At 37.9% G+C, this 17,994-nt stretch carries 6 protein-coding genes; 1 reads left to right on the top strand and 5 read right to left on the bottom strand.

From position 1 onward, the window contains the following. Nucleotides 1-53: 53 nt before the first annotated feature. From LQE94_RS05725 to LQE94_RS05715, 3 genes are all read right to left on the bottom strand, one after another. On the bottom strand, nt 54-7,964 hold the full coding sequence (locus LQE94_RS05725) for a Cna B-type domain-containing protein (protein WP_240577197.1): 7,911 nt from the start codon (nt 7,962-7,964) through the stop codon (nt 54-56). 36 nt (nt 7,965-8,000) lie between these two features. Next, nucleotides 8,001-9,446, bottom strand: coding sequence for an Rrf2 family transcriptional regulator (locus tag LQE94_RS05720; protein WP_240577196.1), 1,446 nt, complete (start codon nt 9,444-9,446; stop codon nt 8,001-8,003). A gap of 311 nt (nt 9,447-9,757) precedes the next feature. Continuing rightward, nucleotides 9,758-10,138, bottom strand: a complete 381-nt coding sequence (locus tag LQE94_RS05715; protein WP_240577195.1) for a helix-turn-helix domain-containing protein — start codon at nt 10,136-10,138, stop codon at nt 9,758-9,760. Here LQE94_RS05715 and LQE94_RS16515 point away from each other — a divergent pair. Then, nucleotides 10,097-10,186: an IS3 family transposase gene (locus LQE94_RS16515; RefSeq protein ID WP_173477489.1), complete on the top strand. Its 90-nt coding sequence runs from the start codon at nt 10,097-10,099 to the stop codon at nt 10,184-10,186. The genes LQE94_RS05715 and LQE94_RS16515 overlap by 42 nt on opposite strands. Before the next feature lie 165 nt (nt 10,187-10,351). On the opposite strand, the gene LQE94_RS05710 is transcribed toward LQE94_RS16515, so the two are convergent. Continuing rightward, the gene (locus LQE94_RS05710) at nt 10,352-16,462 is read right to left on the bottom strand and encodes a Cna B-type domain-containing protein (RefSeq protein WP_240577194.1); all 6,111 of its coding nucleotides are present in this window, start codon (nt 16,460-16,462) and stop codon (nt 10,352-10,354) included. A 33-nt stretch (nt 16,463-16,495) separates the two neighbouring features. Then, complete coding sequence (locus LQE94_RS05705; RefSeq protein ID WP_240577193.1) at nt 16,496-17,944, bottom strand: Rrf2 family transcriptional regulator; 1,449 nt, start codon at nt 17,942-17,944, stop codon at nt 16,496-16,498. Nucleotides 17,945-17,994 lie beyond the last annotated feature (50 nt).

The raw sequence follows: 17,994 nt of genomic DNA, 5'->3' as shown, positions 1-17,994 counted from the left end.
GGTGGAAGTTCCCCACGCAGCCATATCTCTCTCATGACCCTGCTCCCCCTTTCCTACATCGTCTGTTTCCGTTTTCTTCTGCGTCCGGTATAAAGCAGGAACGCTAACAACAGGCCACCTGCTATGATAAACATCATAATGCCCTCGCCTCCAGTATCCGGAAGCAATGCAAAATGCCGGTTGATAATCGTGAAGGTAAATCCATCTTTAGAAGTTTCGATTGTAGTTGTATATCCTTTTATTTCCGTTTCCGTAACGGAATATGTGTAATAGTGAATGATTTTATTTTCATCCGTCGTATATGCTGGAAGTCCATTGATGACCTCCTGCCAGGTAGATTTATCACTAGAGCCACTTATAATATAGTTCTCATATCCTGAAACAGTTTCTGTCTGTTCTTTTCCTGCTGCATCTGTCCAGGCACGAGATATCGTTACCTTAATATTAACCGGACGTTTTTTATCCAGATTGTTTAGATCCTTCCAAACTTTATTGATTGTCAGCTTGATGTACTCATCACATGGATCCTGTGACTCGGATGGTTCCGGTGTATCACTATCTCCTGTGTTCAATGTTGTTTTAGTATCTGACATCAATACTGCTTTTGCAGGTGATTCATAGGCATTAAGATCTGCTTTCACTGAATCACTCTTGCTTGTCAGAACAGCATTCTTTAAAGTCTCAAAGATCTTTACCTTATCCATATGTCCTATTGTATAAATATCCCATCCGCTTGCTTCATCCTTTTCATGACTGCTGTTCAAGATACTGTTATTCTTTTTAATTTCATCTAAAGATTGATCCAATTTTCTATAAATACGATAATTGTTCTTTTCGCCTTCCACCTTTTCCTGGCTATTGAAGTCATATACCGTATTCAGTTCACTTTTTCCGCTAAATGGACCGACAAGATCTTTTGTTCCACGAACCACATCACAGTAATACATGTTGTTGTTCTTTAAAAGCCCTTCGTCATTGAATCCAACAAAACCGCCGCTACGTCCATCCTCTGCAGAACCATCTTTATCATTTCCGGCTCCACCGGCATAGACATCATATCCATGACTGACACCGTAGACATTACTATCTGTAATTCTTGTTCGATTCGCCTTGATCAGACTCACACTGATATTGGATTTGGCATCATTATCATCCAAAAGTCCATTTTCATCACATGGAAGTTTGATGGATGAATCTCCAATCGTAATAATTGCAAGATCTGTCTGCTGCTTGTTATCTGTTGACTTCTTTGAAAGTCCTACAGAAATATCCAGTCCAAGCAGATTTACGTGAAGCAGTTTGCCAGCATACAGTGCATCCACTTTAATAATTCCAAGATTAATATTCAGAAGATTGGAGTCCTGGATTTTATCCAGATACAATGCCTTTATAAGTTTATTAACAAGTGAGACTATTACATTCACTGCTCCAGAATCCAACTTCAAATCTGCAAGATAAGCGAAACTTGTTCGTCCTGCAAAGCCGCCGGCTGTTCCACCTGACGCTACCTGTTTCAGTCCAATTTTCTGGTTCGTTTTGTCACCTGCTGTACAATTCGACATTCTTGCAAGATTTGCATATCCAATAAATCCTCCGGCAATCTGCTCATCTCCATTTGTACTCTGCACGGTGTAACCGTCATCTGTTCCTGTAACTGTACAGTCATCAATGTGAGAGCCAAAAATATCCATAACTCCAAGTGCTCCACCAAGTAACTGTCCTGTATTGTTTCCAAGAACGTCAATCTTGTCTGCCTTAACTACTCCGCTCTTTCCAGAATAGCCGACAAATCCTCCGACGCTATTTAACCCTCTTACATTACTTAAGTTCGTTACTTTACTATTTTTAACTGAACCATTTAATAGTGAACCACCAAAACCACCAGCAGTTCCGCTATATGTAACCTCATTGTTTTGACCATACTTTTTAGCAATATTAGCACTCACGCTTAGACCTGCATCTTTACTTCCACTTACATTTCCGTAATATACATAGCTTCTAAACGCATCCAGTACATCGACTCGTCCTAGTTTTAAAAGTTTATCCAATAAAGACGTTTCACTACCTGCACTGATATTAGCAACACCTGCAACATCCGCAATTCCAAAACATCCACCGGCATATTCACCAGATACTACAGAACGAATATTTTGGGCAGTAACACCAGCTAAAGCTTCATCTTTTTTACCAAGTACGGTTCCTTCAAGCATTCCCGCAAAACCACCAACAGCTTTGGCATAAGAAGTGTTTTTGCCTCCACCATCATAAGCTCCATTGACGATAACACCCCAGTCATTCCATGCTTCAACATCTGCATATCGAATGGTTGCGACTGTAGCGTTTAATACATTAATTAAATCTGTTGGTGTGTCTAATAACTTCTCTAAAAGCTTGGTCAAGAATAACCCTTCTCCTCGAACAGGATCTACTGTAGCCACACTACCAGGTTTTGAACTGCCTACAAAGCCACCAACATAACTTTTACCATCTACTCGTCTAAGCTTTGTGACTTTACAACGCAATGTGTCATCACCCCAGATCTGACCACCAATCAGTTTTCCAACATAGCCACCCGCATATCCAAGAAGATCTTTATCATTATTTCCATTTGACTGAACCATAAGACCACTTTGATAGCCTTCGACTGAAGATTGTTTGATTACTGGTACAAATACATTTAAAACTTCAAGCATCTGTCCTAGTTGTAAATTCAATCCTAAAATACTTGTACCACCAAGATTTGCAGCACCACCATTGATCATTTCTCCGGCAAATCCACCTGCACAACGAAGTCCTTTAACTAACTTAGTATCATGAGCTTGACCATTCGTGATAGTTCCTGTTAACATGGAACCCACATAGCCACCAGCTGCACCACCATTTGAAAGAATCGTCTCATCACGGTAGTTAGTTCTTCCAGCTACAACATTATAGCCATAGACATATTGACCAAGAATCTTATCCAAATCTTCTTGAGTATTTATCTTTCCACTTTGAACTAAGTTGCTGAAATCACTACCATAGCCACCATACTTACCTACATATTCAACCCATGAATTCCATGTATTTAAATCCATTAATGCAAGCGGACCATAGACTTCTGTGTTTTCTTCAGTTGGATAAACAACACTTAATGCGCCTAAGATGTTATCAACTTTTACCAATCCCCATAATAAAGATAAGCTTCCAGCTTTTGCTGTATCTGCCGATTCCATTAAACCAGTAAATCCACCGGCAATCTCTTTTCCGTAAACAGATCGAATACGAACAGCCTTACATGTACTTTTTGGTCCAGTGTAATCTTGACCTTTCCATTTGTTTGTATTATTGCCCCAAATATGACCGCCTTCATTATGACCAGCATAACCACCAGCCATACCTCTTTGAGTTGTTGTAGTAGAAATTGCATCTGCACGAACTGCACCACCACAAGGAATACACGTTGTAGAACTGTTTCGAATTGTAGGAACAAAATCTTCTGCAAGAGATGCCAGTGTTTCTTTAGTATTGACAAGACCACCTAGTATACTTGTTTCTCCCAAAGCATCTGCCACACTACCTGGCTGTAAATCTCCAACATAACCACCAGCTGTAATCTGACCAATGATATATGAGAAGTTATAAGAATTTGAATTCTGAATATGACCACCAGAAATCTTACCAACAAATCCACCGGCATCTCCTAATACATCATTATCCGAAGCATCAGAAGCTGTATTTTTCATAGAGGCTCTAACCGCAAAACCACCAGGTCCTCCAGTAACATCCGAATGTTCTATTGTAGAAACCACAACATTTAATGCATCCAATACATCATTCAAGCCAATCGCTGTATCTAAAACCTTCAAGCCTTTTCCAACCGAAGCAGCAGAACCAATATTCATATATCCAATATATCCACCGGCATATCTAGCTCCCGTTACTGCATATGTACTTTCCTGACCAAAATAATTTGAACTATCTTCACCCTCTAAATCTTTAGGAGGTGTTACCTTTGTATGTTTTAAATTTGTTACATCACAATGACTAACCTGAACTCCACTGCCATAGCCAATAAAGCCACCTGCACTACCAGAATTCGTATCATCCGATTTAAATTTATTAGCCGATACTGTAAATCCATTATCAGATTTAACACCTGCATACTTTATAATTGGAACATATGCATTTACTAAATTTAACAGTTCTCCAATATTTATATTTAAACCATTAATATTTCCTAGAACACTAATACCTTTACCAGCATCCGCCAATGCTCCAGAATAAACATTTCCACCAAAGCCACCAGCATAACTTTGACCATTCACAGAGTCTAAATTATATACAGCATAATAATCATTTTCACCACGCAAACTATTATCCACTGTTCCACTTTGGAAATCTGCTGCAAAACCACCAGCAACATCTGCTGTAACACTTCCACCATTCACAAAAGAAACCGTGCAATTTGTATATTTAGGAATTAAATATCCTACAGCATTTACTAAACCATTAGTCTCAATCAATGATTTAATTGAATTGTCATCAGCAACATCTGCTAGACCACCCGTTTTTGAAATAGCCACAAATCCTGAAGCATATCCGCCATTATCTGCAGCTTTCACTGATTTTAGATTTGTTACATGAGAATCCTCTACTTTAGTACTTCCACTTTTTGCGATAAAACCAGAAGCACTATAATCACGAACAGAATTAGAATCACGACTACCCTTTGCGTGTACCGTAAATCCATTTGTGACTCCATTCACATTTACTTTATTAATCTTAACTTCAATTGCTTGTCCTAGAGAGAGCAAATTATTCAGTTTCAACAAATAATTCAAGCCTAATAGATTAACAGTCAATCCACCATCTGCTCCCGCCAAATCGCCAGGACCAGAAAGACCTATAAATCCGCCTACTAAGTTATTGCCTTCAGTAGAAGCTAAATCATTGATGCTAACAGTTGTTATCGAACCACCAATCGCATCTCCAAATCCACCGCCAACACGTTCATTTCCCGTAACAGTAAATCCATTCCCTGCACCATTTACATGAACATTATCTACAGTAAATGCAAGATAAGATGCAACACCAAGCGTTGTATTTAATAAACCAGCAACACTAGCTGTACCCATTGATCCAGCGATTCCACCAACATAATCATTTCCTGTAACACTGGATAATCCAGTTAAAGAGATATCAATCTCTTGAACAGAACCAACATCATAAACATTATTTTTCCAATATGATATTTTCTGTAAATTATCTGCATTAGATTGTGCTATATATGCACCATTGCCTCGACCTGTAATACCACCAACATAGTCCTTACCACTAACTTGAAGTGAAGCATTTACAGAACATCCTAAGATATGTGATGGATTTACACCAGCAAGAGAAAGTAAAGATGAAGTTGCTCCAGGATTACTACTCAAAAGTTTTACAACAAGATCAACTACACCGCCAAGTAAGTTATCTTTTGTGTCATCTTTACCTAAGTCAGCAGCCCATCCAAGAGATGCAATTCCTGCAAAACCACCAGCATAATTTCCAGAAGCCGTTACAGTAAGTGCATTATCCGATTTAACATTACAATTGACAGTTGATGCATTGGCCAATCCTCCGGCAAAACCACCAATATAACTTTCACCAGAAACAGACACAACTGCGTTATTTAATGAACAATTTAGAAGCAAGCTTTCCGTATTCATCTTAGGAAGTTTTGTCTCTATATCCAATGCACCTGATAGTGTTCCTTCAATCACATCATCACGAGCTAGACCAACAAAGCCACCTACAAAATTCTTTCCACTAATTGTATTCGTACCACCTGTTACAGAAGAATTTTCTACAATAGCACCCTTTTGCATACCAATAAATCCACCAGCATATTCTTTATCGGATGCTGTTGAAATCGTTAAACCATTTACATTACAATTCACTATCTTCGGATTGATATATCCTGTTGGAATTAACTTTCCTAAAGGAATTGCGTTCCCTAATAGAATCTTAATTAAATCACCTAAACCTAAACCTGGGATGACATTTAAAATATTCGTTAATAATTTAACCAAATTCCCTAAAGCATTCGATAATCCATCATATTGAGTTGAACCAACGGCATATCCAACAAAACCACCTGTATATCCGTTCACATTTTTTACATTTGCATTATTGACTTCAATATTTGAAATTTCAACCTGTCCTTCAACTCGCCCAGCAATTGCTCCAGTTGATAAAGCTGTAGGATCTTTTTTACGTGCATCTAAAACATCGCCTAATGTTTTGCCTAAATCAATTTTCACTTGACCAAAAGTTAAAATAAATGTTAATCCACTCAACAATCCACCCAATAACTGTCCTAGAGTCTTTGTAAGTGCACTTACTAATGTGTCTGGATAATAGGTTTCATTTGTTGTTGTATGAACTTTTAGATTATTAAATTGAATATTAGATACCTTTACCAATCCTTTACTAAGACCAATATCCTTTTCACTTACTTCACTTGATATTGTTGAAAAGAATCCAACACCCATTTGTTCTCCAACATTAATCTTAGTTGATTGATTTACAGTTACGTTTGAAATCACTGGCTTGTCGATTGTGTTTATAACACCATCTTTCCAAAGTCCGCCTTTTTCAGCAGATTTAGCACCAATCATTGTGCCTTGGAAAGTAAGCGGAGTCCAATTTGAACTACCTAAATCAATGTCACGGAAAATTATATAGTTAGCATTAGCAGAATAAGTTTGTCCTGTCATTTTATCTATATCTAAATCAGGATCAATTTTACCTGTATTTTGATTTACACCACATCTACCTCTAGTGTGTATTCCTTCAGCACTAAGCTTACTATCTTTCTCTAAAATTGTACCAAATGTGAAATCTTGTTTTCCGTTTTGTTCCTGCTTTAAGTCGGCATCGCCACCATAAAGCATGATAGAGTTACCTTTTCCATCTTTGTCTATTTTCCAAGACACACCCTTATAAACTGCTTGATAGACTGCACCATAAACAGTTTTGCCACTGCCAATTGCACGTAATTGCTCTTCATTCCCAATTAAGATATAGGTTTTATCACCAATTGTTTTTACAACCTGCCCCTTAAAGTCACGTCCTTCAGTATCTGTTGTATCAGGATCTATGCTCAATTGATCTGCAACTAATTCAGGCTTATCTGAACTGAAGTTCTTTGAAATGACATAATTATGGTCTTTACTGTAAGTTAAATAATCTTTGTCTTCTCCATTTGGATAGATCATCTGCCCCATACCAAACTGTGGTGCATCATAATCCAATGTCATAACTGGTTCCGTTTCAGATTCTTCTTGCGCAAGTACCATTAACTGATATGGATTGTATATGTAGATTGTATCCGTTTCCTTATCATACAGCGTTGGTGTTTCGTTTTCTTCTACTTCCGTACCAGTAATAGTTCCGGTAAAGGAATCCGGCACTGACCACATCTGTTCCAAGTTCATCTGGATGTCATTCATCAAAATGTACTGGGCATCTGCACCGTATTTCAGCTCTGTGCCTTCACTCTTTACTACATCTCCAGAACCAATCTTTCCGTCCTTATCACCCGTGTAAACATAAGCATCTGAACCAATCTGTTTTAACTGTTCATAATTATAAATGCATATTTTACTATCCTTATAATAAGCATCTATATTATCTGTTGATTCTGCTTTAACATTTCCACCGGAAGATTCCGATTCGTTATTCTTCGAGTTTTCATTTGTTTCCTCCGATATCGAAGATTCGGACTCCGTGGTGCCATTTATTTCATCTGAAACTGAGGATTCGGTTGATGCTTCATCATTACTCATATTGGTTTCATCAGAAAGGGCCACTTGACTCGTGTTGGTACCTGATGGATTCAGATCTGCCGCATCCGCAATATTCACTTGAGAAAATAAGATAGCCATACATAGTATTACTGCGATAATTCTGTTCTCTATCCTTCTTTTTTTCTTCATATCTGGACCTCTAATCTTTTGCCTTCATTTGTTACTTTAATTTTGCCTTTTTAACCAGTTTTGCTGCTTTGCTGCCTCCTGAAAGCATTGCATCAGCTGATTGGAAAACGCTCCGCATTCACCATTTGAAATCATCTGGATTGCCTCTTCAGGTTCATACTTTCTTTTATATGGACGATCGTTGATCAATGCATCGTAAGCATCAACAATCCCAACGACCTGTGCACACATTGGAATCTCATTTCCTTTTAAACCATCCGGATATCCTGATCCATCATATCTTTCATGGTGATGTCTGCATATTTCATAGCTATATTGATTCAGCTTTTCCGTTGTTATCCCCTCTGGGAATCTCTGGGTCATCGCTGCACCTACTAATGGATGTTGTTTTACTACATTCATTTCTTCATCTGTCAACTTTCCATTTTTATTCAAAATTTCAATTGGTACTTTTATCTTTCCAATATCATGAATCGGTGCCAAATGAGCTACTGAAGCAATTTCTTCATCCGTAATTCCATATTCCGGATAATTCTTCTGCAATTGAAGATATACCTGTTTCGTATAGAAGCTGATATCGTCTTGATACCCTGATTCAACTAACTGATTATGATTCAATACAGTAGTTAAAAGTGATACCATATCCCAATACTGCTTTGCCATATCCTGTTCTTTCTTTACGAGTTCCTGTTCCATCCTTATAACTGTGTTCTGGACAATCTTCTCATTATGTAAGGTAATAATTGCAGTATTCTCATTTGCATCTATATTTTTTTTTGCTTCCATCCAAACATATGCATTCTTATCTTTTCCAGTAATTCTGCGATACGGAAGATCTTTTTCCATACATCCATCAACTAGTCTTTCTTCTAATCCTTCACTTGATAAGAAGTCATGAACCATTTTTTTATCAGAAGCATACACATATCTTTCTATATATTGATTTATGAACTCTTCATAACTTTTTGTTTTCCTTACTTTCTCATACACTTCACGGATATGTGAATATACACACTCGTAGCTTTTTTCCTTCAAGTTCAGTTTTAATACAACATAAAATCGTCCAAAATATTCATCTTCTCCAGGGCGGATAACATCTGAAACTTTTACGCTTTCTAATTTATTATTGTATGTATTCTGCAAACTCAACAATATTTTATGTATCTTGCAGGTATCTTCTAAATTTCTGGAACAAAAACGATCTTCTTCCAAACAACGATTAATTGCCATTGTTTCCTCTACACACGATATAATATCCATTAAAGAAATGTTCTCCGGTTGTTTTGCCAGCATATAGCCACCATTTGTACCTTCACAGGCAGTAACTATTTTTGCATCTTTCAGTTTTTTTGCTATTTTAGGAACATAATTAGCAGAAACATTTAGCTTCCTTGACAATTCTGATGTAGATACCATCCGTTCCTGTGCTGCTAAGTAACATACGATTCTAATTGCGTAATCTGTCGAATTTTTCAGTTGCATCGTTATCCCTCTAATCTAAACCCTGCGAGGTCTTAGTTTATATCAAAAAAATATCAAAATTTGATATCTTCAATATTTTTCGCTGATAATCTTTCTCATCAAGTGTGATATTATACGCTATTAAACTTAAAAATATAATGCACAAAGGATGAAAAATTTTTAACGTTTTTTTATCCAAAGTGTTCCATTTGCGATTAATGGACAAAAAAACGAACCACACTAACCATGTGATTCGTTATCTTTTATAACAATTCCAATATTTTTAATATTATGAATCTCATCTTTGCCTCTCTAAAAGATTCTTAAAAATTCTACATTACTTCAAGAACTCGAATTGCTATCAATCCAATTCGAACACTAAGCACTTCTGCTGGATTATTAAAATCTATATTCGTTATTTCTATTATTTTCTGCAAACGATATGAAGCAGTTCGATAATGAATAAACATTAATTCAGAAGTCTTTTTTAAGCTTTGGTTGACATTCAGATAACATTCCAATGTATCAACCAGCTCTCCATTTTTCTGAATATCGTACTGGCGAAGTTTATTCAATGACTCCGGTATAAACGCTTGCAACTGATTTATATCTTTCATCTTTTCCAGTACCTGATAAAAGAATCCTATCTTTGTACTATCTATAACTGACTTATAGATTACTACAACAACCAACGACTTCAAAGGAAGCTGCATGTAATGACACCAATGAAATATCATGAGCAATATACAAAAGCAGCATAAAATATCGCCAGCCATAGCATGGCTGACGATACAAAAATTTATTATTTTTTATTGTCCTCTTGACGGGGAGCATACCATTATTATAGTGGTTTATTTTTTTATTCCAATGCAACAAACATGTAAAATGTCTGATGTATTTTTGCAAGTTTTGTTCCATAGCAGTGTTTATCTTATTTTCCGTCTTCTTCTGAAAAACAGAATCATGATAATACTTATGGCAAATAGTAGCCATACATGCCTGCTTGTTCCCAGACGAACCCCTGTTTCCGGTATTAATTGTGTGTTTTCGTTTGTGATTTTTAACTCGATCACATCTCCTCGTGCAGCCTCAATCCGCTGTTTCATGACAGCCGTATTTCCATTCGATGTTGCCTGCACTGGATTTGAATACTTATCATTCTCTTCTTTTTTAGAAATCGAAACAGCGTATTTTGATGTATCAACAGTTTCTGTTATTATGATATCCGAAGATATATCTACATTTTTTAATGTAACTTTATCTCCATGTTTCAAAGAAGTTCTAATTGTCTTGCTACGCAGCTTTTGACCATCTTCCCAATAGAGAATTTCCATATCAAATGGCTTCTTGCGGTTTCCAAGTGGACCTGTGACTTCCTTTGTAATCTCAACCATCACCCCGCCTTTTTGCGGATGATTGACGATATGTCTGTCCGAAACAGCTCTCCAGGTATTTGTCATCGATGATTTCTCATATAGGAATAAAATACCGGATTCTACATCGACCATATATAAATTAAAGTTATCCTGATACTGTGTTTTGGTTTTATCTGCTTTGTCCTTTTTGTTTGGAGTAACAGATTCTACCATCCAGTATCGTCCGTTCTCAAAGTCCTCCGGTAATTGAAGCATTCCATTTTCATCTGTTTCTAAGGAACGATACGTCGTACACGTTTTTCCATCCTTTTTCAGAACGATATCGTCCTTGCTCTGTGTATTGTCATAATCTACTGTATATCCTGTATCATCCGCATATTTTTTCGTAACATCATCATACGGTACTTTGTAGAACAGAAAACCTGCACCAGCAAGTCGGTTTCTTGGAAGATCATCCGTCTTTAAGAAACTTCGTTCAGCAAGATTGAAATGCAGATTCTGCACTTCCAGTTCCATCTTGGAAACATCCTTGAACTCATTCTCATCCTTCGGGAATATTTGTTGTCCATTTGAATCGAAATACTGAATCTCTGGATAAATAACTTCATAATATAGGAAACCATCCCCGTATTCCAAAGAATAATGTGTCTTTCCTATCTCAATTTCTTCCACCTTATATTCCACCGGATTTCTGTCCTGGAATAGTGGAACATTGTCGACTGTGTGTTCCCATCCGTTCTCTTCATTCAGCAGGAATTCCTGTCCTGTAGAAATTCCATTCTGATACAATCTGATTTTCACCTGTTTTTCCGTCAGTGCATCATTTGGATTTTCCCATGTCTTTTTGATATGCAGAGTGCCTGTTTTAGCAAAATTTCGGATATTAAGGCTGGTATCTCCTCGCTGAAGCAGAACAGATTTTCCGTCTATCTTACCATCAACTGGTGCCTTAACAGCCTCCTGATTTTCGTTAGCCTCCCTATCCACCAGTTTTGCATCAGTGATTTTGAATGCTCCATTGGCAATCTCAACTGTGATCTGTATATCTCCTGTGTCTACATATCCCGTCGGTAAGTTTGTCTCTCGCAACAAATACGTCTCAGTTGCTGTTCTGTTCTGTTTGTTTTCATCTTGTAACGGAATGTGAAGTTGTGCGATTCCGTATTTATCAGTTGTTACCGTTTCCTCCTCAACACCGTTCTTACTGACAGCAAAATTGATCTTCTCCATTCCCTGTCCGGTAGACTCATCAAATTTGTTCAGTGTGAGTATTCCCTCTTTCTGATAACGGTTCTCCAATTCAATAGTAAGAGTCTCACCACCGCGTCCAATTCCACGTCCTGTGAATTGAATTCCACTTTCTGGATATGCTTCCCATGAATTTACATTATCTCCTTGTTCATGAGAATTGCGAACATTGTACCAACCTGAAAATTTCACATTCGAATCTTTTGGCTTATAGTTGTACTCTTTTAATGTGTATTTCCAGAATGAGTCCGCCTTAACGATCCACGTACAGCTTGTATGTGTATCATCTGTCCATGTACCTACAACTTCTATTGGAGCATCCTCCGCTTGCGGAGCTTCTGCATCCGGTTTCTGGCTATCTTCTGAAGGAAGCACAAGTTTCATATGCTCATGAAATGCAGGTGGCTGAGGTTTTCCATCTAAAAGCTTTTCATCCATATCTACCTGGATATAATAATCTTTCTTGACTTCCTCTATTGCTTCCGGCATTCCGACAAAATCTTTCTTTACTGTCAGGTAACCATTTTTTGCTACAATACGTCCGTCAATATGCCACCCATCGGACATTTCACTTTTGAAAGAATACCAATAAATGGTGAAGAATTCGGTATCTAATTTCGATGGCGGAATCTCCCTGTCTCCGATACGAATCATACGTCCGCTTTCACGAATTGTCTGGAATACCTCTTCATCGGAAGGAATTCTATCTATCTTGTAGATATAGTCTCCATTTCCAATATATCCCTCATCTGGTTTAGTTCCCTGCAAAAGTTCTTGCACTCTCTTATTTCCATCCGCATACTGTTCCCACGTAGATGGATTCTTATTTCCAATAACTGGAACATCATGCAATATACTTGCCTTCACATTACAGTTTGCCACGGCAACCGCACTTGTATAATCGTCTACATTCGTGGTTGGTAATGCTACCGAACCATCTTCCGGCATCGCTGACTTACAGATATAAAACTGTACCTGTTTTCGATTTTGGTTACTCACCTTACGCCACGCTGCATAGAGGGTGATTGGCTGTCTTGCATTATTATTTATAAGATCAGAAATAGAATCCCCTGCACCGCATTCCTGCCACTTTCCGTCTTTGTTTCTGTAATCCCAATGATCGAATTCATACTGTTCCAACTCTTTGCTGTCATTATCTTCATGATCATAAACCAGAGGATATGGTGACTTAACGTTATGTTTTCCAGCTTCTATTTCATTCTCATAATCATCTGTATGTCTTGTCTTATTCTCAACCTGAGGGGTCAACTTAGCTTCCTTAGGAAGTTTCTTCATATAACGAGTTGTATTATAGATAACCCTGACTGCCCCAGACTCCAGCGGTTTGTCTGCGATCACCTCATAAGATGAGTTAACATTCGGAATTTCAAATTTTACCTTATCATCTCCGGACGGTTCCGGAAGAACCTCATTTTCGTCCCTGTCATTAGATGTACAACTCCAGACAATCTCCTTGCCATAATACTCACCTTCTAAACTTGCCCTCTTTGGTACTTCCACAGTATATGCTTCCCCATGGCCTACATACTGTCTCTTAATCGCCTCTCTTTTGGTCAGGTTCAGTGGATCCAACACTTCAATCAGATGAAAACTTCCCTCTACACTGAAATGTCTTCCTGCCAGCCCAACCTGAGAAGAAAGTCCTGTCAAACGATCAAAATAATTTTCGATTCTGTCTGGATTCAGTGGGTTTGGCTGTGAGAAATAATAGACAGATACATCTTTTCCGTTTTTCAGGACAGGAATATACCATGTACCATCGTTGTCCTTATAAGGGTGCTGTACAAACACACGGCTGTCTGTCGCATAACCAAACAGAATCTTCTCTTTCTGATCTGCGCCGGGCTCCAGCTTGCTCGGAGTGAAACCAAACTCACTGTAAATTTTAGAAATCGTATCATCTGGTTTAGCTCGCAAATAATAACGACTGGCTCGGCCACTGTTTGCTTTGATTATGTAATGCTGCTCAGCATTGAGGTTCTTTATCAGCTTATAATGTCCATCGATAAATACATAAAAACTGATATTTGCTTCTTTTGTTGCTGCCGGTTTTTCTGTATTATCAGGAACAATCACATATGGACGTACTGCATCATCTGGCTTAATAGTAAAGCTCATGGTATGCTCTGATTTATTTTTACTCCATGTAACTGCTGAAAGAGTACCATCTTCCTCTCTGCATTCCCAGTTTATATCCTGCGTTTGTTCTTCTACACGCGGGTTTGTACTAACTGTTCTTGTAAGTGTTGACTTTCTTGCAACAAAATCAATTGCCGGAAGATCACGCAAAGCTGTTTGGCTGTAAACCTGTCCATCGTCATCCTGTACTGTCACACTGTAAAAACCGTTATATCTATCATCGTCGTGTTCGAGTAAGGTCTTTGCACTCATGATGCTTGTATTCTGTCCGTCTGGCAGGTAATACACATCCATCGGCTCTCCGGACTTTCCTATATAAATACATTCATGACCTTCTATCGTGTATTTCCCTGCATTATGGATTGTATCGTAATCTCTCTTGGAATAATAAAAACGCTCTTTTGCTCCATTTTGAATAGAACCATCGTAATGAAATTTTTCAAAATGCTTTTTTAACTCATCATTAGAAATATAATAATAAACTGTTCCCGGCTTTGTTGTAGTATCTTTTATAACAGGAATTTCTTCGTTTAGAACATTATATCTCTCATTATTTACAAAAGTATAGAATTTAATGTTCAAGGTTGCTGGTGCAAAAGTGCTGCATGCAACCGTATATGGTTGCTCTATCTTCCCAATAGAAAAGGTTAGTTTATCGCCCTGTTTCACCGGAAAAATTGTTTCATTTTCATCCTCACTGGCACAAAGCCAGTCGCTTTCCTTCGTATCTCCTGGATCAACGGAAATTGTGACCGCAGAATCTTTCTTATAGTAACTCACTGTTCGATTTCCATCTGGATTGATCACTGTAACCGAATAGAAACTGTTCTTATTCTGCTTAATCTGGTCTGAATAATTATCCGGAATTTTTTCGCCATCAGATGCTCCTTTTGGCATATAATAAACGTCTGTTGGTACAGTTGCTTCCTGCTTGTCCAGGTTATAAGATACATATTGCTGTCCTTTATAAGTTACCACTGTCGCCTGTGCTAATGTCTTCTCACCACGGACTGTATATGGAAAATAATTTCCGGACTGTGTTTCCTCTGCATTCAAGCCAAACTCTCTATAAATCTCAGCAAGATCACTGACAGATAAATAGCATCTGCCCTGACGGTTCCATTTATACACCTTTTTCAGAGAATCAGCCGGCAGCTTTCGAACCTCATTGTCTGCATATATATAAAACTGAATGTCAAAGGCTGTCTGATCCGCTCTCTGGATCACATAAGACTGTGTGATCTTTCCGATTGTGAACCTCGTCTGGTTCCCTGATTCCCGTATACCATCTATCACCTTATCATCTGTTCCCATACAGGTCCATTCGATCTGGTCTGTCTGGTCCGACAATTGGGGATTAAAATCAGCCACAGCTTCTTCCACTACAGTTCCTGTTAATGCATAACGAATCCGATCCTGCCCTTCTCCCTTTACCTCTACGGAATAAAATGAGTTGTCCTTTTTTACAGAATCTTTTAAATTTAATGCAAGGCCTTTTCCATTTGGAAGGTAGTAAACATCTATCGCTTCCCCTTGTTTATTCTGTCCATAATTGTAAGAAACATATGTCTTTCCGGATTCTGTGTCTGTATAAACTTTTCCGTATTCTATCCCGCTTTTTCCCCGGTATGCAGATACAAACTTATTATTTGCATCCGGATTCTGATTCTCACCATTTTTCACAAATCCAAATTCTTCATATATCAGGAGCAGGTCCTCAATGGAAACACCATAGTAGGTAGTTCTTCCGTCTTTCCATGTTGCAATGCCGGTAATGTCATTATGCTGAAGCTTTACCTTGTTTCCATCAATAATGACATAGAAATCAATATCAAATCCTTCGGAAATCTCCTGAAGTTTCGGTGATTCCTCTTGTGCAATCTGCTCCTCGAAGGCTTTTTCTTCTTCTGAAAGCTCTCCCTGGGATGGAGTAATTTCTTCCTCCGGAATCTCTTCTAATGACGGGGTGATTTTCTCTCCAGGAGTCTCTTCTAATGGCGGGGTGATTTTCTCTCCAGGAGTCTCTTCTGATGGCGAAGTATTTTCTTCTTTCGACGTCTCTTCCGACAATGATGTACTTTCCTCCGGAATAAAATCTTCTGTGTGCATTTCACCCTCTTGAGTACTATTTATATTTGGAATATTCTCTTCTTCCACTGAAACTGCCAAAACTGTCGTTCCTGCGCTATTCATGCACAAAACCAATAAAAGTGTCCAGGCTATCCATCTTAGCCATCTCTTTTTCCTCTTCACACAAATTCCTCCTAAAAACATATTTTCCTTTTCTCAACTATCTGCCTTTTTTATCCATTCCTTCTGCATTGCCGCTGCTATAAAGCACTGCAATAGTTTTTTTGAAAATACACCACATTCACCGTTGGCAATCATTCTTATGGCTTCTTCATGCTTTAATTTTCTTTTATAGGGGCGTACACTGACCAATGCATCATAAGCATCCACAAGGCCTACTACCTGAGCACAAAGTGGTATTTCATCACCTTTTAGTCCATCCGGGTAACCAGAACCATCATATCTTTCATGGTGATATCTGCATATTTCATAGCTATACTTATTAAGTTTTTCTGTCGTAGCTCCTCGTGGAAACCGCAATGTCATCTCTGCCCCTGTAAGAGGATGCTGCTTTACAATTTCCATCTCATCAGCTGTTAATTTACCGTTTTTGTTCAATATCTCTATCGGCACACGGATTTTTCCAATATCATGAATTGGAGACAGATGAGAGACATTTTCTATTTCTTCCTCTGTAATCCCATACTCCGGATAGTTTTTCTGTAGTTGAAGATACACTTGTTTTGTATAAAAACAGATATCATCCTGATGTTCTGTTTCTATAAGATTATTGTGATTCAACACTGCAGCCAGAAGCGAAACCATTTTCCAATACTGTTTTGTCTCATCCTGTGCTTTTTGTCTTAATTCCCGTTCCATATTTACAATTGTGTTAGGAATAACTTTTGCATTATGGAATGTAATAACAGCAGTTTTCTCATTTTCATCCACAAATCTTTTTACTTCCATCCAAACATAAGTCTCTGAGTTTTTCTCGCTTCTTCTTTGATAAACGATATCTTCTTCTGAACAGCCCTTTTTCAAATGCTCTGTCAACGAATCGCTTTTCAAAAATTCCTGCAGTTTTTCACAATCCTTTTCACATACATATTTTTCACAATATACTTTCAGAAAATCATCATATGTTCCTGCAGTTTTTACATCATCATAAATCCCCCTGTTATGAGAATAGATACATTCATAACTGTTTTCCGCTAAATTAACTTTCAGAATGATATAAAATCGCCCAAAATATTCATCTTTCCCCGGTCTGATAATATCAGAGATTTTCACATTTTCTAATCGGTTATTGTAAATGTTCTGTAAGTCCAATAAGACTTGATGTACTTTACAGCAATCCGTATAGTTTCTGGAGCAAAATCCATCCTTTTCAAGACAGCGACTGATTGCCATTGTTGATTCCATACATGATATGACATCAAATAACGAAATCTTTTCTGGATTTTTGGCAATGGCATATCCTCCACTGGTACCTTCAGAAGCTGAAATAATCTTCTCTTTTTTTAACTGCTTTGTGATTTTGGGAATATAGCTCTCCGGAATCTTTAATTCAGAAGCTAATTTTGCCGTTGTAACCCTGCGCTTTTTTATTGCCAAATAACAGACAATCCTGATTGCATAATCCGTTGTATTTGTAAGCTGCATAAGTGCTCACCTCGCTCTTTTTTCTTTGTCCCGTACATAAACTCATTGAT

Source organism: Mediterraneibacter sp. NSJ-151, assembly GCF_022487435.1.
Classification (GTDB): domain Bacteria; phylum Bacillota; class Clostridia; order Lachnospirales; family Lachnospiraceae; genus Schaedlerella; species Schaedlerella hominis.
Note: the sequence above shows the minus strand (reverse complement) of the source record. Positions and strands in the feature narration are given on the sequence as shown.

Bases quoted from the DNA above. Each gene is read 5' to 3' on its own strand.
- LQE94_RS05725 (WP_240577197.1), bottom strand. From the start codon at position 7,964: ATGAAGAAAAAAAGAAGGATAGAGAACAGAATTATCGCAGTAATACTA.
- LQE94_RS05720 (WP_240577196.1), bottom strand. From the start codon at position 9,446: ATGCAACTGAAAAATTCGACAGATTACGCAATTAGAATCGTATGTTAC.
- LQE94_RS05715 (WP_240577195.1), bottom strand. From the start codon at position 10,138: ATGCAGCTTCCTTTGAAGTCGTTGGTTGTTGTAGTAATCTATAAGTCA.
- LQE94_RS05705 (WP_240577193.1), bottom strand. From the start codon at position 17,944: ATGCAGCTTACAAATACAACGGATTATGCAATCAGGATTGTCTGTTAT.